Source organism: Paraburkholderia sp. GAS82, from assembly GCF_050436285.1.
GTDB classification, from domain to species: Bacteria; Pseudomonadota; Gammaproteobacteria; order Burkholderiales; family Burkholderiaceae; genus Paraburkholderia; species Paraburkholderia phenazinium_B.
In genome coordinates, this window is record NZ_JBNDLX010000012.1 from 269,620 (window position 1) to 290,910 (window position 21,291).

Genomic DNA, 21,291 nt, shown 5'->3' on the forward strand with positions numbered 1-21,291 from the left:
TGAATAAATCAAAAGCCCGCAACTATTTGCAGAAATAAAGCAAAAGCTGAAATTGTTTGATTTTTTATGTAATGCATTGATTTTAAATGTTATTTCTTGTCAATGAATTGCGGGGTGAAGCATATGTTGAGCGTTTCGTGGTCGTCACGTGCCTACGGTAACCGCCCAACAGATTATTAATCAAAATGTGGTGTACCCAAGAGGGTCCACAGAGCGGGTTGGATATTTCCGTAAGAGGCTGAAGGTAGGGAGCGGAGCGAGTCTCAAGCGCGGTCCGAGATTGGATAGAAACTTCTAAGGGAAAGCTCTCGAATCGCTTTTTCTTTGATGCAGATATTGGAGCACAACAAAGTCTGCAGCAAACGCTTCTGGATATTTCAGATACAGCAGAGCCTACTGCACGTCTCAAAACTGTGTTGCCATGCAGCATTAGCAGGAGTAATCGGTTCGCGAGCAGTCAGTTGGGGCGTATTTCGATCGCTGTAGTGCCTCTTGCGCATACCTTAAATTGGGGGGGCGAGACAAATTTACCGATAGCACCACCGCCCCGCTTAGCAGTCCCTCAAGTCGGCGTGTCACCGATAGCAGATTCGTCATAAGAAAGGGCGTCCGACTCCTGCGCTGACTCGAACTAGTTTGCGGCGGCCCCAGTACCCGTGCGCCGTCTTCCCGCGGCGCCCGAATTCCCTCCGAGTTAGGCCTCGTCTTCGTGCAGAGATTTTGCGCAGGCGAATCAGTTTCTCGGTCAAGTAGAAATCCCCGCGCCTGAAAGCTAGTTTTCTTGCCGTTATGCCCTGTCGGTTGGACATCTGTTCGACGCTCGACGCCAGCTTCGCAGAAATTGCCGAGGAGCACTATTCGACACAACGCCATAAGATACGGACCTTGTTGAGCACTTTGGCGACGGATGTTCCGTTCGATCTAGATGCTTGTGTTGGTGTCGTTCCGGCTCCGCTTACGTCCGTCGATGGTGGCGATGAGGAGGCGCGCCGTGTCGTCACCAGATATCAGTTGCGTGATTCCGACCTTTAACGATCGCGTCCATAACCATGAGCCGTAAGCTCGGTGCTAGGACAGGAAGGCGCGTTGGTAGAAGCGATCCTTGTGCATGATGGCAGACGAACCATAAGCGGCTCGGGAACCCGTCTTGACGGGTTGCGCTAATCGACGATCACAGTGGCATCGAACTGATGCATATGTTCGGCAAAGGACAGATGAAACATGCTCGAGCTTATCATCCGCCCGTCGCCGATCGATTCTACGAACTCGCAACGTAAGCAATACTTTGCATATCGATTCGACTCTACTCATCGAGTCTTACTGCGACAAATCCCGTTGATGAGACGTGTCTGAAGATCCGTGGCCGGCGCCTTCTCGGGAAGGCTCTTGCGCACGGCGGCCACCATTTCCGATGTAACGGCAGGTGCCGTGTTCCCCCAGCTACTACGCACAAACGTCAACACATCCGCCAGATCCTGATCGCTTAGCCGATCAGCGAAGCCAGGCATCGCATAGTGCGTCGGCGCGGATGCCGTCCAAGGCATCTGGGCCCCGGACAACACGATACGAATCAGCGACGACGGATCTTTCGTGTTGACCGTGGTGCTCAACGCCAGTCGCGGGAAAGTCCCATTCCAACCGTTGCCAGTAGTCCGGTGGCAGGCTGCGCAATTATTCAGGAACTGGATCGCGCCGTTACTGCTGGCGCTCCCGTCGTGGAACATCTTCTCCGTGGCGCTATCGTACGTGAGCGACGTCTGGTCCGGATGCGCCGGTCCCAACGTTTTCAGATACGTGGCGATCGACATGAGATCGCTGTCCATCATGAATTGGGTACTGTCCTGTACGACCTCGGCCATGCCGCCAAAGGCAGCGGAGTGCTCGTTACGGCCACTCTTCAGGAACGCGACAATATCCCCCTCGCTCCAATTGCCGAGGCCGTCCTTCACGTCTCCGCGCAGATTCTCTGCGAGATAACCGTCGATCACCGTACCTGACAGGAACGTCGATCCATCGTCGCTCAGCGATGCTTCCTGCATCGTCACCTTACGGGGCGTGTGACACGCGGAGCAATGCGCCAGACCTTCCACCAGATACCGGCCACGGAGCACCGGATCAGTAGCGCTTACAGGTGTGTCGTCAGTTACCACGTCTGGTGCATACAGCTTACGCCAGACCGACAGCGGCCATCGCATTGACATCGGCCACATGATGTCCGTGGTCTTGTTCGCCTGCGAGACCGGTTGCACGCCGTGCATAAAGTACGCATAGAGCGCCTTGATGTTTGATGGCTTGACCTTCGCATACGACGGATAAGGCATCGCCGGATACAGTGTCTCGCCATTCTTCGCTATCCCGTGGCGAACCGCTCGATCAAAGTCGTCAAGGGTGTAACTGCCAATCCCGGTGTCTTTGTCGGGCGTGATGTTCGACGACCAGATCGTGCCGATCGATATGCTCATCGGCAGGCCACCAGCGAACGGCTTTCCATCCTTCGCGGTATGGCAGGCGACACAGTCACCGATTTGCGCGAGGTAGGCCCCCTGCCTTATCAATTGGGTCATATCCGCGCTAGTTGCATCCTGCGCGCGCACAGTCGTGGATAATGCCGCTAGTCCAAGCGCGAGCGATGACATGACAACCGACGCCAGCGCCGGCAGCACGCGCTTCGTATATTTAGTCATCGTGCGTGCCTAAGCCTGCACCAGCGGGCCGGGGTTCTTCAGGTACTGTTCGCGGATCGCTTTCACGGAACGGTAAGCGATTGCCGTTACCAGCCCTGTCGGGTTGTACCCCATGTTCTGCGGAAACAGACAGGCGCCCATCACGAAAACGTTCGACACACCCCAGGTTTGGCCATACGTGTTGACCACGCTGTCCTTCGGATTGGTACCCATGATGGCGCCGCCAGTCAGGTGTGTGCTTTGATACTCGCGCACATCGAAATGCTTTCCCTTCTTGCGGATGCCACGAACTACCCTGTCACCGCCCATCACATTGGCCAGCTTTTCCATCTGGTCGCCCATGAAACCCAGCATGTCATACTCGTTGTCATGCCAATCGAACGTCATGCGCAGCAATGGCTTACCGAACTTGTCGCGATAGGTCGGATCCAGATCGAGATAAGCGTCCTTGTAAGACATGACCGAGCCAGCGATCGCGATATTCATATACCGCTGATATGCATCCTGGACACCCTCTTTCCAACCCGAGCCCCATGACGGCGTCCCCGGTACCGTCGGGGCCTGGCCGATCGGTCGGCCGCCCGAGCTCAAACTTCGAATGCTCGCCCCCCCTATGAAGCCGAGCGGCCCGTGGTCGAACTGGTCGCCATTGAAGTCGTCCAAGCCGACAGCGCCTGCGCCCGCGGCCGCGAAGCGGTTAAAATGTGTGCCCTTGGGCATCAGGATGCCAATGCTTCCGTTCATCTGGTAGGCGAAGTTTTTGCCGACCACACCTTCACCCGTCAACGGGTTATACGGCTTACCAATGCCGGACAACAGCAGCAGACGCACGTTGTGCATCTGAAAGGCTGTCAGGATGACCATGTCCGCCGGTTGCTCGACCTCACGCCCCTGCCGGTCGACATATGTCACCCCGGTTGCCTTCGTGCCCGTGGAGTCCATATTGACCTTGATCACCTGCGATTCGGTCCGAAGCTCGAAGTTCTCACGCTTGAGCAGAACCGGCATGATCGTCGTCTGTGGCGATGCCTTCGAATACATGTAGCAGCCATAGCCATCGCAGAAACCACAAAAGTTACACGGTCCGATGCGCACACCATAGGGGTTCGTGTATGGCGCGGACGCATTCGCTGCCGGTGCCGAGTACGGATGCAGACCCACTTCCCGTGCGGCTTTTTCAAACAACATGCCGCTATATTGCTTTTGCAGCGGCGCTGTCGGGAATTCGTTGGTTCGTGGACCCTCCAGCGGATTACCTTCTTCGGCGCCAGTTAGCTTGCCATTGATATTGCCGGCCCTACCCGAAACAGCCATGACTTTTTCCGAAAAGTCATAGAACGGCTCGAGATCCTTGTAAGTCACGCCATGATCTTGCAGCAACATATTGTCGGGAATGAATTTCTTGCCATAGCGCTCGGTATAGCGCGTGCGCATCTCGAGTTCTTCCGGCAGGTTGCGGTACATCATGCCGTTCCAGTGAAAGCCGGCACCGCCGACACCATTTCCCAGCAGAAATGCGCCATGCTGACGATACGGCACCGCTGTCCTCGTCATATCGTGACGAATGGTCACCGTTTCGTCGGCAAGGTGCTGCAATAGCTCGCCGCGTGTGGAGTACTTCAGTTCGTCCGCGACCTTCGGATATTCCGCGTCCGTCGGTGTATCGCGGAACTCCCCGCGCTCGAGCGCCAGCACGTTAAGGCCGGCCGCCGTCAACTCGATTCCCATGATTGCCCCGGTCCATCCAAAGCCGATCAGGACGACGTCTACCTTGTCTTTTTGGATTGCCATGTTATCCCCGCATTCCCGAGATCGAGACCGGGCCGTACGGATAGTTCACGTTTGGCTTGTCGATCCAGTCTATGAAATCCGCACGGGCACCCGGGAATCCGATCATTTTCCAACCGCCCATGTTCTTGTTGCCACCGTAAATCGGATCGGCCAGATAAGCTTCCTTGGTGTTTGCCAACAGATATGAAAAGAAGGTCCTGGAGGGAAGAGATTCGAATTGCGGCGTGCCGGCGTCGAGTGCTTTCAGGACTTCGACTTGAAGACCCTTCGACAAATCGACAAACACCTTGTCATGATGCTTCACGCAGTACGTGTTGGTCTCGGCAACACCGTGGCGATAAATCTGGCGCGGGTTCAGGTTCATCTGGTAGCCCATGTCAGGGCTTTCATCCGGATGAAACGGTCCCTGCATATACCAGAGCTTGCCGTGCCCGTAAGGCGTTTCCATCTGGCGGTCAATGAAGACCGGTACGTCACACTCAAGCGCGCCGGCACCAAATTTATCCGATGGAATGAGGTGATCGACAGCCGCTTCAATGAACGTGTATTCCTCTTTCGTGAAATAGGTTGGTTCGTAGAGTCCGAGACTGGTAGCGCCCAGTTCATTGGCACTCCCCGTCTGTGGGGGTTTGGAACAGGCCGTTTGTGTTAGTGCGACGCCTGTGGCCAGGCCGGATGCCGGTACGATTGCGAACATCTGTCGCAAGAATCGTCTGCGCGGTTCTTTTTCTTGAGACATTATGATTCTCCGAAGAGATTGAGCATGTGATCGAGGGGGGCGCAATGAGGTGTTCTGGTAATCTGGTTAAGAGTTGCCAACAAAACTGATCAACCAACCTTGAGCAGACGACAGCACAAGCCAGATTGAGCAACGCGACATGAGTATCGAGAGCCCGTTCGAAACGGATGCACAGTTTGCCGAAACCGGCAAACCAGGCATGTGTGCGTTCGACCACCCAGCGATGACGGCCGAGCCTTTCGCTGCTCTCGATACCACGACGCGCAATGCGTGCCGTGATGCCTCGTTGTTGCAGTGATTCCCGGCAGAGCGCATAGTCGTATCCCTTGTCAGCATGGACCTTGTCCGGCCGCCGCCGTGGTCGCTCAGGCACGCCCGACACGGGCGGTATTGCATCGAGTACAGCTTCGAACACCGTCGAGTCGTGCCGGTTGGCGCCTGTGACCACCGGGGCCAGCGGGATACCCTGGGCGTCTACTGCAATATGCCGCTTGCTGCCTAGCTTGCTCCGGTCGGTCGTGTTTGGCCCGGTCGGCTCGCCCTATAAATGCTCACACGACTCCAGTCAATCGCGTCATATCCACGCAGGCGTACAAGGAACGCCCGATGCGAGTCTGCCCACACGCCGTTGTCCTGCCATTCACGCGGTCGACGCCAACACGTCATGCCACTGCCGAAACGCATCTCCGCTAGTGGCAAGTGGTGGCTCCATAGTTTGATCAGTTTTGAATCACGAGACGCGCGAAATGGATCATTGCCCAACGATCAAACGCGCCCGTATCCACGGTCGGATAACCTTGTCGAAGATAGCTTTATGCGTCCAACTGCCAGAGTCTCCCATGTGTCGGCCTTCTGGGTTGACCCATGCGTCCTTTGGCGTCCCGGTCTGCAGTAGCTCGATTAGATCGGTGAACGGCGTTTGGCTGTCCTGTACACCACCGATCAGAAGCATAGGTGACGTCGGCTGTCCCAGGAGTCCGGCTGCCTTCAGCGACATCGACGGCATATAGTTCAAGAGCGCTTCTACCGAGGGTTGCCCAAGAACATATAAGCGTGATGCAACGAAATCAAACAGGTATTCCTTCGTGTGCAGAGAGTTATCTTGCCATGCACGCTGAAAATAACTGTCCACCGGACCACTCTGATACACCGCACCTTTTAGACGATTCGCCTCAACAAATGCGAGCCGCGCGGACCAATAACTGCCCCAACTCGTGCCGCGTACGACGATGCGGCTACCGTCGACGTCGGTTCGCGTGAGTAGATAGTCGATCAGACGTGAATAGACCCTCTCGGCTCCCGGGCGGGCCATAGGTGCATCGCCAGTGCCGGGCATGTCGACTGCGACGTCGGCAATGCCGTCCTGCAGGAATCCGCGCCCCTGGTCAGCGACGGAGTCCTTCCATTCATCCATGCCGCCGAGGTCAAGGACAATCGGTGGCTTTGTGACACCGGGCGGTTTTTGCAGATAGGCAACGATCTGCTTGCCTTCGAATGGAATGCTGATCGTTTCGATCGGTGGATTGAGAAGCCGCCCATAGTTGGCGAAAGCTTCCTGTGCTTTTGCATACGACTGCGCTTTGCCTGGCGAATTAGGGGAGGGCCAACGACCGAACGAATAGTTGAGCCATGCTGCCCGATAGTCATCACGTGCGGCGCCAGAGTCTGTCGGTTCCTCCGATTTTGCACGCAGTTCGTATTGATCGCCAATCGCCATCCAGGCCGAAGCCCATTCGTCGCGATCGAGGGAGTGGATATGCGAGAGCGCTTCGCGAACATCATCTGGCTTGAGTCCAGTCAAAGGATAGGCACCTCGATCCGCACGCGCCTGCGTTTCGGCGGCAAGCTCAGGCCAGGAACGCGTTTGCCATTTGTCCTGTGACTCTTGAGCCACGGCGTTATGCGACAGTGCTAGAGCGGTCAACACCACGATTAATGTGCCGCCTCCATGTACGCGACGATGTTTTCTGTTGCTATCGTTCCGCAAAGTCTGCCGCGTCTTCGAAGAAAAAGTGTGATCGACAGGGTGGCGCATGATTCCCTCTTTGGTCGTCAAGAAAGTAGATCTAGTTGTATTTGATGCTTGCTCAAAAAATGTGTATCCACCTATCACTTGCCGCTCGTACTGGCTCTCACCTTCGCAACATCCTGTGCTTTGATTTCTGGAGCGCGGTTATTCCAGCCGCTTCGTACAAAACTCAACACGTCGGCGATATCCTGGTTCGTGAGGCCTAGCCTGAACCTGGGCATGGGATAGGCCGCGGGCACGCCGCCGACTACAAGATTCGCGGCGCCATTGATCGTCACGTTAATAAGCGACAATGGATTAGTGCCCAACACATCCGGGTTTCCTGCCAGGGGAGCGATGAAGGGTGCACGTCCTCGGCCATCAACCCCGTGGCAGTTGGCACAATAGGTCAAGTAGACGTGTGCGCCGTTCGGTAACGGCGTTCCTGCGACCAAGGTGGAGGTTATCTGACCGTCGTATCGATACGGCTCTCTCTCGTTGACGTCACCCGCGTGTGACGGAACCAACGAACGGAGATACCGTGCTATCGCGACTTGGTCTTCGTCGGACAAATACTGAGTACTATTGTTGACGACATCCGTCATTGGACCATACGCGGAAGCATGAACGTTCGCTCCAGTTTTCAGAAACATGTGCAGATCATTTTCCGTCCATCTACCGAGTCCCGCATTGTTATCACCGGTCAGATTCGATGCAAACCATCCGTCGAGAGATGCGCCGGAAAGGAAAGTCTGACTCTTCTCGTCGAGCGCTAGTTCTTGCATCGCCATGCCTCGCGGCGTATGACAAGCGCCGCAATGCGCGAGGCCCTGAACAAGATAAGCACCCCGGTTCCAGATGGGGTCTTTGTTCGGCTTTGCCCGATAGACCGTATCGTCAAGAAAAAGGAGGTTCCACAGCTTGAGTGGCCAGCGCATATCAAGCGGCCAAGGAATATCCGATTGTCGATTGCGCTGTTTTATGGGTTTCACACCCTTCATAAAATAGGCATACAGCGCGTCCACATCCTCATCGCTGATCTTGGAAAAGGATGGATACGGCATTGCCGGATACAAGTTATGATCTCTAGCGACTCCGTGTCGTAACGCACGCTCGAAATCGTCCCGCGTGTATCGGCCGATTCCCGTGTCGGGGTCGGGCGTGATATTGGTCGTGTAGATCGTGCCGACGGGCATTTGCATGGGCAGCCCGCCGACAAAATCCGCACCGCCTCGAACCGTGTGGCATGCTGCGCAATCGCCGATTTTTGCCAGATAGCCGCCCCGAGCGACCAAACGATCCGCAGGCGTAGCCGCCCGGCTTGGTAGACTTGCCGTTAGCACCATCGCCAGGATTGACGCAAGCGCGAACCATCTACGTATGCGCGTCGGGTTGCTTGAGATTGCAGTCTTCATCGATGAATTTCGCTTCGAAAGGAAGCCAGGAGAGCAGCGTCTACACCAGCTTTTGGCCGGCAAGCGGCAACAGTCGAATACGCTTACCGGTTGCGGCGAAAATCGCATTAACGACGGCAGGTGCGACGGGTGGCGTACCCGGCTCGCCAACACCTCCCCAGCGATCAATGTACTTGTTGCCACTTGGGATGAGATAGGTTTCGACCACGGGCATCTCGCTGATCCGAAGCGCCGGATAGTCGTGGAAGTTAGACTGCTGTACCTCGCCATTTTTGATCGTTACCTGACCCCAAAGCACAGCACTAAGCGCATATGCGACGGCGCCCTGTAGTTGCTTTTTGACGATGCTTGGGTTCACGACATATCCGCAATCAAGCGCACATACGACGCGATGTACTTTCACCCGTCCTTCGTCATCGATCGATAGGTCGACGACGTGAGCGCAGACTGAGTCGTAGCATTCGACGAGTGCCATTCCCTGGTATGTGCCGGCTTTAGTGTGCCCCCACTGAGCGCGAGTCGCTACCTCATCCACAACGGCAAGCGAGCGCGGGCTATGCGCGAGTAACTCACGCCGGAAAGCGTAGGGATCCTGGCCACTTGCATGCGCCATCTCATCAACGAAGGACTCTCTAAAAAATCCGTTCTGACTATGATTGACACCTCGCCAAAAGCCCACTGGGATCGGCAACTGCCGCATTGCGTAGCCGACTTCAAAATTGGGGATGTGGTAGCTCATGTCACCCGGTAGAAATGCCCCCATCATGTCGAAGTCCTGTCCATGCCTCAGCCGAGAGGGCATAAGGTTGGCCAGAATAGACGTACACGACAGCCGCACTTTCCATGCGAGAAGTTTTCCATTCCTGTCGAATCCTGCTACATGTCGGGCAATGGACATGGGGCGGTAGTAGTCATGCCTGACATCTTCTTCCCGGGTCCATAGCATTTTCACCGGTTTACCTACAGCCCTGGCAATCAAGACTGCCTGTTGAGCCCAATCTTGAGATACTCCGCGGCGCCCGAATCCGCCGCCAAGATGGCATTTGTGAATCTTGACGCGGGACGGATCAATCTTGAGTGTGTGTGCTACGACTTGCAGCGTCCCATCGCCATTCTGGGTAGGCGCCCAAACTTCGGCGAATTCGGGAGTTACGTGAGCAGTGCAGGTTTGGGGCTCCATCGTGGTGTGTGCGAGATATGGAACCTCATAATCGGCGTGTATTACATTGGTAGCATTTGCGAGGACCTCGTCCACGTTGCCGATCCTTTGGGCAACTGCAGGATGCGGATCGTCAAGACCCTTCAGGAAAATCTCACGGATGGATTCGTTGGATAGCGCCGCAGCAGGGCCAGCGTCCCATCGGACCAACAACGTATCAAGCGCATGGTGGGCCTGCCACCACGAGTCGGCGACTATGGCGACGGCTGTATCCCCAACCGGCACCACATGACGTACGCCAGGCATGACCAACGTCTTTGACGCGTCGAAATCTTTGAGTCGTCCGCCGAGAGTTGGGCATGCCGTAACCGTTGCGTAAAGCATGTCGGGAAGACGCACGTCGGTCGCGAAGATCGGTTTCGCCAATACTTTGTCTTCGAGGTCCAGCCGTTTCACCGGTGTCCCGATCAGTCGCCATAGGTTCGGGTCTTTTAGCGTCACTTCTTGTGGAACAGGACGCCGCGCTGCGTTTTCCGCGAGTTCCCCGTAGGTCAATGAACGCCCACTAGCAGCGTGAGTTACGACACTGTCGCGTGCCGTGCACTCCAACGCGCTGACTTTCCAACGCGCCGCGGCTTCGTCCACTAACATATGACGCGCCTGAGCACCCGCCTTACGCAGATAGAGGTGAGACATACGGATGGACGCGCTTGATGCAGTCATCATGTCGCCCCATGCGTGACCATGCGCAAGGTTTGCTTCGGGCAACACATATTCGGCCGTCACATGACTCCAGTCACAGTCGAGTTCTTCAGCTACCAGCATCGGTAACGCCGTGAAATTCCCTTGACCCATCTCCGATCGCGCAACACGAATCGTCGTGGTCTCGCCGTCTATCACAACCCAGATCCCTACCTCTGAGCCAGGGGCATTTGTGAGCAATGGCGATTGCACCACCCCTGTACTCTCCGCGAGCGAAGGCAAGCCTGTAAGGACAAGACCGCCAACCGCAGCACTGATTCCAAAGATAAAGCCCCGCCGCGAAATACCTTCGCCCTTGTTGTTCATATCGGTCCCTTTGCCGGCTTCCCTCATGTCGCTGCACAACTTCGCCACTCTGCCCGGCCGCCATTCGAACTCCATCAAGTTCCCCCGCGCAATGTACGAATCATATATCAAATTTTGTTTTATTGAAAAATATATATTATTGGCCTAAGATTGCTGTAAACGCGACGCGCGCGGTAGCTCTGATGTTCCGCTGGTCACGAGAGAAGGACTCCGCCCACAAGGAGCTTTGCGCCCTGCCGTTCTGGTCCGATTGGCTCGCAACACCGTTCAGTTGCGGTTTGTAGGCGCATGAAACGAAGTCGCAGTCGCAGGTTCCTTGCGACGAGTCGGATGGATGGGCTAAGGAGAAGGAGCAGGCTACGTCTTAGCCTGAATGAGTGCTTGACTGATCGACTGTTCGCAAACCGTGTTTGCGCATCGTCGGTTCCACGGGTTTGAAGCTGAGCATTCAACCATCCCGTCGTTTTCACCAGATAGCGTGGCAAAAATTTTATGCACAAGCTTAGGATCAACGGACGAACACAACCGGTAACGGCCTCGCCTGAAACCCCGGTTCTTTGGGTGCTTCGTGACGAGCTCGACATGACGGGAACGCGTTTTGGCTGCGGACTTGGGTTATGCGGAGCTTGCACCATACATCTGAACGGAGAGGCAGTTCGTTCCTGCTGCATTCCCGTTTCGGCAGTTGAGGACAACGAGATCACAACGGTGGAGGCGATGGGCGCGAGCGTTATCGGCAGGGAAATTCAGAAGGCATGGCTCGAGCATGAAGTACCGCAATGCGGATACTGCCAGTCGGGACAAATGATGAGCGCGATGGCATTGCTAATGAAAAACACCCGACCTTCTGATCAGGATATCGACCATGCGATGAACGGCAACATTTGTCGTTGTGGAACCTACATTCAGATTCGAGAGGCTATTCACGCAGCCGCGGCCGCACTGCGCAAATCCTAGCTAGCCTCTCAGGGGCGCTCCATCGGATTGAGCGCGATTTTTGTCGATGAGGCAGAGAGGTGGTGTCAAGTTGTCGAACGGCACGCCCTTGGCACGCCGCGCTTGAGGATGCCTATTTAATGAGCCAATTGCCCCAGCATCGGCGCTCCCGTCAAGCGTTCCTTCGCCTCGAAGACCTCGCCTCGGAGCGTCTGCTTTTGCTTTGCGTCGGTGTGGTAATGGCAATGCAATGCCGAAAGAGGTTTGTGACCTGATCATGCACCGAAGCGAAAACGTTGCTGGCGACGCGTTGATCTGAAGCGGGATCAACACCCGCGATGTGCGCCCGTGCTTCCTGAGCAGCTCGCGCATAAGGCGCCTGGCCGAGTTGGTCGCTCCACCTCGGCATCAGCACGTCGAACATGGCGCCATGCAGGTCCACCGTGCGCCACAACCGGTGCCTCCTGACATTGATCGTGACGACTTCCATCCAGGTGCCACTTCGTCTCCTCGTGTCGGTGCGGCGGGCCGGATACGTCGAGCAATGTCCAGGTCAAACTTTACCGACCGACTTCGCTTGGTCTCGTACATGGGTGGGATGCCGCGCGGCCAGCAGTTCTTCGACCATGTGCAGGCTCGGCAGCAAGCGGTAGTACGGCCGCACCGCGCGGCTGATCGTATCAGGCGGAAACCGGATGTGCCTCATGTCGGCGATTGTCGCCGCATGGTCTGGCATCAAGGTGACCGTTTTCCGACATGCAGGCAATGTGCCGACCAAAAAAATATATGATTTGTTGAAAATATATGTATCATAGCTAAATAGGTTCAAATTTTACTTTTACAGAGATATCAATGCGACTCCTTACTTTTGCGACCACCGGAGACCAGGCGAGCCGCGTCGGAGCACTACGAGACGCCGACAGGCGCGTGGTCGACATCGGAAGGTCGGCCGCTGAATTGGGTCTCGAGACGCCTTTCGACTCGAGGGACATGATTTCGGTCATCTCAGCGGGTCAACCAGGATTGGATGTGATCCGGACTATTGTCAACCATGCCTCGACGGATTTTTTGCTTGCCGACGTGCAGGTGAACGCGCCTATTCCACGGCCTCGTAAGAACATCTTTTGTGTCGGCTGGAACTACCAGGATCATTTCGAGGAAGGCGCAAAGATCCGTCCGCACGTGAAAGAAATGCCTGCGTTTCCGACATTTTTTACCAAGGCTCCGACAACGGTGATTGGGCCGTTTGACCCGATACCCTTCTTCGGCGGTTTGTCGGCCCAGTTGGACTGGGAAGTCGAGCTCGCTGTAGTCGTTGGTCGCGCGGGCCGCGACATCCCGGAAGCTAACGCGATGGAGTATGTCTTCGGCTATACGGTACTCAATGACGTGACGTGGCGCGACGTTCAACGTCGGCATGGGCAGCAATGGTTCAAGGGAAAGAGCATCGATGGAACCTGCCCCATGGGCCCCTGGATTACCAGCGCAGATGAGATCGATCCTGAGAGTCTCGATCTCTCCAGTCGAGTGAACGGTGAGAGCAAGCAGACGTCGAACACACGTCACATGTACTTCAAGATTCCGAGGATCATTGCGGAGCTATCTCATGGACTTACGCTTGAACCGGGCGATGTGATTGCTACCGGTACGCCACCGGGCGTGGGACATGCCCGTACGCCTCCGGAATTTATGAAGCCTGGAGATGTTCTGGAAACAGAGGTTGCGGGGCTGGGGCTGTTGCGTAATCTCATCGCCACCGCCGCTTGACGGTCCACGATCTGGTCGCCCACAACACGTGTGCCCCATCGTCGTTGCAGTCGCGAATGTGAAAATCACCTTACCTAATATACGAGAAGAGCAGCTATGACACTCTCTGTGCGCCGCGTTGTGACCGGTCACGATGCCAACGGAAAAGCAGTTGTCGCCATCGACGAGCTTGTGAAAAATGTCGCTTCGTTGCGCGAAGGGGCACAGGCTACCGTCATCTGGACTACCGAAGGCTTCCCGATCGATAACAACGACGACTTCGACGGTGCCAAACGCAAGGTAGCAACCAGTCATTCCAACGGTACGGTGTTCCGCGTCATCGAATATGCACCGGGTGTCAAACCGCGAAACCATCGTACGGACTCGATCGACTACGCCGTGGTGATATCTGGAGAGATCGATATGGATGTGGATGGCGTCGAGGTTCACCTGAAGGCCGGCGATGTGCTGGTTCAACGCGGCACGATTCACGATTGGATAAACCGGGGTACCGAGCCGTGCGTGATCGCTTTTGTACTGATTGATGCCGAGCCGTACAGCGTCGGCGCGAAATCGCTCAATGCCATTGGATGACAGCATGATCCTGTGACTCTTGGCGCCGCTCGCGGCGTGCAAAGTCAGCGCGTGCTTGCGCACGCGATTATAAGAAGCAGTGGAGGAGACAGTGAATCTTTTAGCGCGTGCAGGGTTCGGCGATGAATCAGAGTGGCGACTATATAACAAGATAGCCAGCCGGTTACTGCCATTCATGATCCTGCTATACGTGATCTCGTTTCTGGATCGGGTCAACATCGGTTTTGCAAAACTGCGTATGGCCTCCGACATTGGACTAAGCGATGCTGCCTACGGTTTTGGCGCTGGCGTTTTCTTTGTCGCTTACTGTATCTGTGAAATCCCGAGCAATCTTATTCTCGCGCGTGTGGGCGCGCGAATATGGATTGCACGAATCATGCTCCTCTGGGGGCTGGTGTCCGCAGGCATGATGTTCGTTACATCGCCAGTGGAATTTTATGTGATGCGAGTGTTGCTTGGCGTTGCGGAGGCAGGCTTTTTCCCAGGGATCATTCTGTACCTGACATATTGGTTTCCCACTCGTCAGCGCTCTCAGGCGATCAGTTATTTTCTCCTGGGCATCGCACTCGCTGGCGTAATCGGAGGTCCTTTCTCCGGATGGTTGATGCAGACATTAGACAGACAGGGTGGCCTGCATGGCTGGCAATGGTTGTTTCTGATCGAGGGAATCCCAGCTGTCATGGCTGGCATCGCAACGATTTTCTTTCTTGATGACGGTCCGGCGAAAGCGCGATGGCTGACGGCTAACGAACGAGAACGTGTCATCGACACGCTAGTTCAGGAGCGCGCTGCGCGGGATGCTCTTGGCATGGGCCACAAACTTGGGCACGCCTTTAGGGATCTAGATGTTTGGGCTCTGGCTTGCGTGAATTTTACTCAGATCGGCGGCATCTACGGACTTGCTTTCTGGTTGCCGCAAATTATTCGCGAACTCGGAGTTGCCAGCTTGCTCCACACAGGTCTGATAACTGCCATCCCATTCGGTTTCGCGGCGTTGACGATGATCTTTGTCGGCCGGCATTCAGACCGCGTAAACGAGCGACGATGGCACGTAGCCTGCACGGCCATAATCGGATCGAGTGGCCTCCTGCTCAGCGGCGCGTTTGCACATATTCCGGTGCTGTCGCTGATCGGTCTGACGCTTGCTGCGGCTGGCTTGATCAGCGCGAATGCGGTGCTGTTCGTCGTGCCTGGGAGCATCCTGTCGGGCACGGCTGCCGCCGCCGGTATCGGCATGATTTCGATGATAGGAAATGCGGGTGGATACGTTTTCCCTTTTGGCATTGGCTGGCTGCGCGAGATAAGCGGGCGGCCAGAGTATGGGTTATTTCTGCTCGCAATCGCGTCCTTCATGGGCGCCCTTGTCATGCTTCGAATCCGGAAAGCCTGATTCTTCCGAACAGGTTGGGGAGGTGCTCCTGCTGGCGCCGGCAGCCTGCACCTGAGCTACAGGCGTACGTTCGCCGGCCAGGCAGCATAGCGGCGTAAAGCGTTACGAAAATGACGATGTTCTTACCCGTATCAAGCGACCGCCATACCAGATCGGCATGAACTTAACCGGCGCAGCGACTTGCCCGAATGAAGTGTTGAGTGCAATGAAAAAAATATAAATTTAATAAATTAATAGTACTAACTATGCAGGAGACAGGGTGAGATCATCTTTTCGCTCGATGTGGAAGTGTGTTGTGGTCAATGCGATTCTTGTGCCAATTGGTGTCGCGCACGCGCAAAGTAGCGTCACGCTCTATGGCATGCTCGACGCAGGGTTCCTGTATGCAAACAGGACCCCAGGTTCGACAGGGAAAAATGCCGGCCCTACGTTCGCGATTGATAATGGAGGCCTCGGTCCTTCGGTTTTCGGACTGAGAGGGAGCGAGGATCTTGGTGGCGGCATGAAGGCCGAATTTGATCTTGAAAGCGGGATCAGCACGGTCACTGGAGGCATTGTCAGTTCGAACGGCTATTTCCTGGGGCGCCAGGCATGGATCGGACTCGAGGGCAATTTCGGCAAAATCAGGCTCGGCGTACAACACTCGCCATTCTTTCAAGCCGCGGTCGATCTGGATCCACGGCACTCGACGTTTGGCAGCTCCATTTTGCCGTATGACAACAACGTCCGCTTTACAAGCATGATCAGCTCTAATGCTGTGTTGTACACCACCCCAAACCTGGCTGGCCTCACAGGCACTGTGATGTTTGCTCCGGGCGGCGTCGCCGGTGATTTTTCAGCGGGACGGCAGTGGTCGGGCGGCCTCAAATATGACAACGGCTCGTTCATGGTTGACGCCGCGATCTACGATAGCAATGCAGGTGGTGCGGTCACGCCTATTCCCACCGATATAGAATTCACGGGTCGCATGCTAGGCGTAGCGTACAGGTTTGGGGCACTGACCACCAAGGTGTCGTTCACCAATTACAAGGTGGCCGGTGCATTTAACTCGAACGTTTATGGTGGGGGAGTCGATTACTTTGCCCGATCGGATCTTGAATTGAACGGCGGCGTTTGGGTAACTAGTGACCGCAACGATACCGCCAATCACTCACTATTGGCAGCGGTGGGTACAACCTACTTCCTCTCGAGACGCACGTCCGTCTATTTGCAATTCGGACGTGTCGACAACCACGGAGCAATGGACACCGGCCTGTCGTTGACGTACAAAGATATTCTTACCGAAATACCGGGGACTACGTACGGTGTAAATATCGGGATGCGTCACTTTTTTTAGTGGCTCGGCGGCGGATGGGCGCCACTGCTGAACAATATCGGCTATGCGAACCTCACGCGGTTCAGCGATACGAGTTACGTATGGTCGTATACGCCTGCTTTCGGCGTTAATGCAGAGGCGCAGGCCATCTCGGCCCTTACACCGGGATACCTGAAGCGGGTTGAACATTCTTGGCCAGACCTGGTAACCTGGCGGGATGCCAGGTCGCAAGCGATACCCAACGCATGTTTCGAATGAGAAATGGAGTTTTGTTGCTCCGTGCCCGACACAGATGAACGAAGGCGCGCCGCCACGCCGATACGAATTGTGCGTGGTGTTCGACGCGCTGCGCTGGAGGGTGCGAGCCGGCGCGCAAATGCTGTCTATCAGCTTTGCGCCGTGGGAACGGGTCTATCAGAAGACGCAACGCTGGTTGACTGCCGACTGTTTCGAGGAGATGGTGAACGATCCGCACTCGGTGTTGCGCGTGGCGCAGGAGCAGTAGTGCGAACGCGGTGCGGTGACGGGGTGCACTTATCGCAGACTTACCACAGCGACAAATAAATGAGAACAAAGCTCGTCAGCTGGCCCCCGCGGACGACAACGAGTTTCGCCCCGGTCCGCTTCGCGCGTCCCCGAAGGGGCATTGGGCCTATTTCTGTAAGTCACTTCTACACGCTATGGCGACGAAGCTTCTCTCTACCCACGTTCGTGCGCCGATCGCCCTACGCCTCTCCGGCTGGGGGGGAATATGTTTCGACGACCTCGTACACTGCGGTCTCGAATTCCGTGAATGCTGCTGCCTGCTCAAAGTAGCTTAAAGGGGTGGGATTCTCACGCATCGCCCGATAGGCCTCAACACTTCGCCACTGCGCGTACATGGTGACCTTGTTGCCATCTATGCCCCGGTGAAGGCTTGATGAGATGAATCCGGGCTCCAGGCGCACGATCTGGGTTGCACGGTCAAGCAAATCGAGGAGTTCCTGTTGCCGGGACGGCTCGACGGTGAATACGTTGATCAACGTAATAAGCTGGTTATGTTTAGAGATTGTAGTCATGATCAGTTTTTCAACAGGCGATAGTGAACTCTCAACATGGGCCTACAGGCTTCGCTTTATCCGCTTTTTTCGCAAATGGAATGTTGGACTTGTTCGACCCGGTGCTCCTTACGTGGTCGATCAGCAGTCCCGATTCGCCTCTAACTCTTTCCTTCAATCTCCTCGTCAGGAACGGCCACTACAGGCGCCCTTGTTGGGAGAGCAGGAGGACGTAGGGGGAGTTTTATGCGACCTCCCTCGGGTTCGCCTGCGCCGGTGCCGTGTTCCTCGCAAACCATCGTTCGAACATGTCGAGCAAGTCACCGTTCAGAACCTGCACGAGAGTTTGAAGTAGCTGGCACGTACTACACCGTATCCAGCACATCTGCCGTTTCCTTACAACGCACTTGCTGACCAGGTAGCCCATGGGCGACTCGACGGAGGCGATGATCTTTAGTCTTCACGCTTTCGCCGTCAGCTACGCCGAACTAGCCCCCAGGTCGCAGTTTTCTGGTCCGAGCGACTCGGGACGATGGGGACCAACAGGCCGTCCGGTTTCTACATGGTTCTTGGAAACAGCTTGCGCCACAAAGTATATATATCTGACTTCACAAATCAATTTGTATATAAAGAGCTGCTGTGTAAAAATAGTCAGCTGACGCTCGCTGGGTTCTACGTTACATATGAAGGAAGTTGTCGAAAACCATCGCTCCAAAAATGCCGACGCCGAAGCTAGGACACCGGGAAGTCTCGGTCTGCAGACCGCCGCTGGAGCCATATATGAGCGGCTTCGCGTGGACATTATTTCCTGTGGACTGCCTCCCGGATTCAAGCTGCGCCTGAACGATATCAGCAAGCGATATGGCTGCGGCCCCATTCCTATCCGCGAGGCGCTTAGTCGACTGGCAGCCGAAGCGCTGGTGGTTTATTCAAATCAGAAGGGGTTCGCGGTAGCACCCGTCAGTACCAAAAGCCTTATGGATCTGGCGCAGGCGCGAGCCTGGACATCGGAAGTTGCCATGCGCGAAGCCGTGCTGCGGGGTGACGACGAATGGGAAGAGCGCGTCCTTCTCAGCTATCATCGACTTTCCAAAGTCCATCGGTATAGTTCAGAGAACCCTCGAGTCGTAAACCCGCTATATGACCGTCCCCACCGCGAATTTCACAAGGCGCTGTTTTCCGGATGTGGGTCAGAATGGATGATCGACGCGTGCATGCATCTTTTCGACCACGCCGAACGATACCGTAATTTGTCACGGCATGCCGTGGTATTGCCGCGCGAAAATGAACACAAGCTCATGGTGGACGCGGCGCTCGCGAGAAACGTTGAAGAGGCTGTTCGCCTTATCCAGCAACACGTTTTGCTGACGGCTCAAATCGTTCGCGAAAATAGCTAATCCATCGGCTGGCCGGTGTCTCGGTTGCTCCTGCCCAAGCAGAGCGTAACTTGTTGATTTGCAAGGAATCGTGACGCAGGACGGCTAAAATCCTGGAGTGGCTTACGCCGTGATTTCAAGACTCTCGCGGTATTCAAGTGGGCTGAGAGAACCGAGTTAGATCTCGATACACTTTGCGTCGTACTACTGGATAAGAGCCAACTACCTTCGATGAATTGATCAACGGTCGTAGCCGTCAGTCACGAGGATAGAACAGTTGCGTCTTGAGCAGACCAAAGAGACCTTCGCAGGCCGCATTATCGGGAGAGCATTCGTTTGATGACCTCATTTTCCGTCTGCGCGCAAGCAGGTTTTGATCGACATCTCGCAGGTCAAAGGTTTAGCGCATTATAAGGTTCGACGCTTGCGGCGAGATCGTAAGGTACGCCCAATTCTTCAAGCATGATGGACACCTTGTATCCACGATGACGCCGTCGAGTGGGTCGTAATTCGAAGCGTGCGCCTTGAGCACCTCGCGCAACACAGCCGCCTCCTTGGCCGCGACCGTCATGCCGTGGGTAAGACCCGGTACAACCTACACACCGAGTCGCCGGGGGGAACAGCCCGCGTGGGAAAGCGGTCAAGCGTTTGAAATGCCGACGGCGGCTTTCGGGGAAACTGTATCGCGAGAGTTCGCGTCGTCGCTTACCCCGGTTGATGAGATATTAAGTAGTGCTTGTCTGGAGGGCTTGCGTGAAGGCGACGAAAGCGTCGTCATTGGCTGGTGACCGGTCCGTCTCCAGACTCACAAGGAGTGCGAACCAGAGGCTGTCCTCGAGCAACACTGTGTAGCTGCAACGGCTATTCTCGGGCGCTTTAGCGAAGTTAACTGTCCCTCGCCAGTGTTAGCAGAACGGTATTCAACGAACAGACCAGCGCGGCTATTGGTCAGTACGTCGCAACCTTGACACAGATGTCGTTGGTGACGAGTTCCGCGGCCTTCAGAACGCTGTATCCAGGCAACGACATGCAGTTAGCGGCACAAAGCGTGAACGGTTTCATGTTCGGCCTTGGTGGATCACCGGGAGTGCTGCAGGCTACATTGACTTCGACCGACATTTCCGGACAGCCAGTCGGTAGCGTTGCCAATGATGTCATTGGCGGCGTTGGGCATACGCTTACGGGGGACACCTCCGCGATGTCCGCCGGCTCGATCCGCTACGCAATGGAGGTGACGACCACGACGCCAATGCTTGTGGTGAACCGAGGTTCGAGCGCGGGCTCGTCATCTCTGGCGCAACTGCAGCAGGATTTCGGCAGCACGATTGCGACGCTGAGCGATGTTTCGTATCTGAGCGGCATGAGCGTGAGCGCCCCCCTTTCGTCTACGCGGAAATCAACGGAGTTGTTTGTCCGGCCACCCCTATGGTGGTGGGCGCACATGGGGAGAGGGAAGTGTTCAGTTATACCAGCTATACCCGTCGCGCCATCATCCATCGGAATCGGTACGTGTTTTTGTCGATATCATCATATTGTTAGCTGGCAGTCCAATGCGAAATCCTCTTCTGGCGGCGGTCCCTCTTGTTACCGCAATCGGTTTGCGCTGCCACCATCGTCGTTCATAGATCTGACTTAAGGGGATCGGAATACAAGCCACACGGAGTCCTCACAAAATGGCTTATGCCATCTTTTACTGGGTGCTGTGCTGAAGAGAGCTGTCCTGGTAGGTCACCGCAAACGATAAGTTCATCAATGCACCAGACCTACCGGTAGTTCGTCTGACGGCTCGAAAATCCCGCATGGGCGGCACGTCAGCTGTTCGTCTGAACATGTCATACCTGTAACCGGTGAAGCAATCGATCAACCGCTTGTTACTCACTGAAGACAGCGCTATCGGCATCCAAACATCAAAGATTCGCTGCCATACGTTCTGCGCGGATTCTTGCAAACCGACGATGGGCATCTATAATTTTTGGACCGAGCAGATTCTGCCGGTCCTGTCTGTGTTGACTGAAGCCTCATACCGCCAGACT

Annotated in this window: 16 protein-coding genes and 3 pseudogenes; 8 read left to right on the top strand and 11 right to left on the bottom strand. The window is 55.5% G+C overall.

Annotated features, from left to right (window positions below):
• Positions 1-1,307 precede the first annotated feature (1,307 nt).
• The 7 genes and pseudogenes from P3T17_RS31920 to P3T17_RS31950 all read right to left on the bottom strand — a co-directional run bounded on the left by P3T17_RS31920 (position 1,308) and on the right by P3T17_RS31950 (position 10,939).
• Complete coding sequence (locus P3T17_RS31920) at positions 1,308-2,684, bottom strand: cytochrome c (RefSeq protein ID WP_074267478.1); 1,377 nt, start codon at positions 2,682-2,684, stop codon at positions 1,308-1,310.
• A gap of 9 nt (positions 2,685-2,693) precedes the next feature.
• Positions 2,694-4,475 carry a GMC family oxidoreductase gene (locus P3T17_RS31925; protein WP_074267479.1) on the bottom strand — a complete coding sequence of 594 codons (1,782 nt, stop codon included), beginning with the start codon at positions 4,473-4,475 and terminating at the stop codon, positions 2,694-2,696.
• 1 nt (position 4,476) lies between these two features.
• Positions 4,477-5,214, bottom strand: coding sequence for a gluconate 2-dehydrogenase subunit 3 family protein (locus P3T17_RS31930; RefSeq protein WP_074267480.1), 738 nt, complete (start codon positions 5,212-5,214; stop codon positions 4,477-4,479).
• 79 nt (positions 5,215-5,293) lie between these two features.
• A pseudogene (locus tag P3T17_RS31935) lies at positions 5,294-5,901 on the bottom strand (IS5 family transposase); the annotation flags it as partial.
• A 64-nt stretch (positions 5,902-5,965) separates the two neighbouring features.
• On the bottom strand, positions 5,966-7,249 hold the full coding sequence (locus P3T17_RS31940; RefSeq protein WP_083611620.1) for an alpha/beta hydrolase: 1,284 nt from the start codon (positions 7,247-7,249) through the stop codon (positions 5,966-5,968).
• 74 nt (positions 7,250-7,323) lie between these two features.
• Positions 7,324-8,637, bottom strand: coding sequence for a c-type cytochrome (locus tag P3T17_RS31945; protein WP_074267482.1), 1,314 nt, complete (start codon positions 8,635-8,637; stop codon positions 7,324-7,326).
• 40 nt (positions 8,638-8,677) lie between these two features.
• Positions 8,678-10,939 carry a xanthine dehydrogenase family protein molybdopterin-binding subunit gene (locus tag P3T17_RS31950; RefSeq protein WP_083611621.1) on the bottom strand — a complete coding sequence of 754 codons (2,262 nt, stop codon included), beginning with the start codon at positions 10,937-10,939 and terminating at the stop codon, positions 8,678-8,680.
• 417 nt (positions 10,940-11,356) lie between these two features.
• On the opposite strand from P3T17_RS31950, the gene P3T17_RS31955 reads away from it, so the two are divergent.
• Complete coding sequence (locus P3T17_RS31955; RefSeq protein ID WP_074267483.1) at positions 11,357-11,821, top strand: (2Fe-2S)-binding protein; 465 nt, start codon at positions 11,357-11,359, stop codon at positions 11,819-11,821.
• A 151-nt stretch (positions 11,822-11,972) separates the two neighbouring features.
• Here P3T17_RS31955 and P3T17_RS31960 read toward each other — a convergent pair whose 3' ends face one another.
• Positions 11,973-12,290, bottom strand: coding sequence for a hypothetical protein (locus P3T17_RS31960; RefSeq protein WP_429410710.1), 318 nt, complete (start codon positions 12,288-12,290; stop codon positions 11,973-11,975).
• Positions 12,291-12,353: 63 nt separating this feature from the next.
• Positions 12,354-12,629, bottom strand: a complete 276-nt coding sequence (locus P3T17_RS31965; protein WP_429410712.1) for a hypothetical protein — start codon at positions 12,627-12,629, stop codon at positions 12,354-12,356.
• Positions 12,630-12,790: 161 nt separating this feature from the next.
• Here P3T17_RS31965 and P3T17_RS31970 point away from each other — a divergent pair, with 161 nt between their 5' ends.
• From P3T17_RS31970 to P3T17_RS31990, 5 genes and pseudogenes are all read left to right on the top strand, one after another.
• The gene (locus P3T17_RS31970; protein ID WP_253190080.1) at positions 12,791-13,567 is read left to right on the top strand and encodes a fumarylacetoacetate hydrolase family protein; all 777 of its coding nucleotides are present in this window, start codon (positions 12,791-12,793) and stop codon (positions 13,565-13,567) included.
• Between the two features lie 108 nt (positions 13,568-13,675).
• A complete protein-coding gene (locus P3T17_RS31975) occupies positions 13,676-14,140 on the top strand; it encodes a cupin domain-containing protein (RefSeq protein WP_217272835.1) in 465 nt (154 codons plus the stop codon).
• A gap of 91 nt (positions 14,141-14,231) precedes the next feature.
• On the top strand, positions 14,232-15,530 hold the full coding sequence (locus P3T17_RS31980; RefSeq protein ID WP_074267488.1) for an MFS transporter: 1,299 nt from the start codon (positions 14,232-14,234) through the stop codon (positions 15,528-15,530).
• Positions 15,531-15,810: 280 nt separating this feature from the next.
• On the top strand, positions 15,811-16,866 hold the full coding sequence (locus P3T17_RS31985) for a porin (protein WP_074267489.1): 1,056 nt from the start codon (positions 15,811-15,813) through the stop codon (positions 16,864-16,866).
• A gap of 196 nt (positions 16,867-17,062) precedes the next feature.
• Positions 17,063-17,341, top strand: a pseudogene (locus tag P3T17_RS31990) (transposase); the annotation flags it as partial.
• A 229-nt stretch (positions 17,342-17,570) separates the two neighbouring features.
• On the opposite strand, the gene P3T17_RS31995 reads toward P3T17_RS31990, so the two are convergent.
• On the bottom strand, positions 17,571-17,903 hold the full coding sequence (locus P3T17_RS31995) for an antibiotic biosynthesis monooxygenase family protein (RefSeq protein ID WP_074296386.1): 333 nt from the start codon (positions 17,901-17,903) through the stop codon (positions 17,571-17,573).
• Positions 17,904-18,565: 662 nt separating this feature from the next.
• On the opposite strand from P3T17_RS31995, the gene P3T17_RS32000 reads away from it, so the two are divergent.
• Complete coding sequence (locus tag P3T17_RS32000) at positions 18,566-19,279, top strand: GntR family transcriptional regulator (protein ID WP_074267492.1); 714 nt, start codon at positions 18,566-18,568, stop codon at positions 19,277-19,279.
• A 156-nt stretch (positions 19,280-19,435) separates the two neighbouring features.
• Here the strand turns inward: P3T17_RS32000 and P3T17_RS32005 are convergent.
• Positions 19,436-19,595: pseudogene (locus tag P3T17_RS32005) on the bottom strand (IS3 family transposase); the annotation flags it as partial.
• A 1,510-nt stretch (positions 19,596-21,105) separates the two neighbouring features.
• Here P3T17_RS32005 and P3T17_RS32010 point away from each other — a divergent pair.
• Positions 21,106-21,291 (top strand): hypothetical protein (locus P3T17_RS32010; RefSeq protein WP_429410714.1); only part of this gene is annotated, 186 nt, incomplete at its 3' end.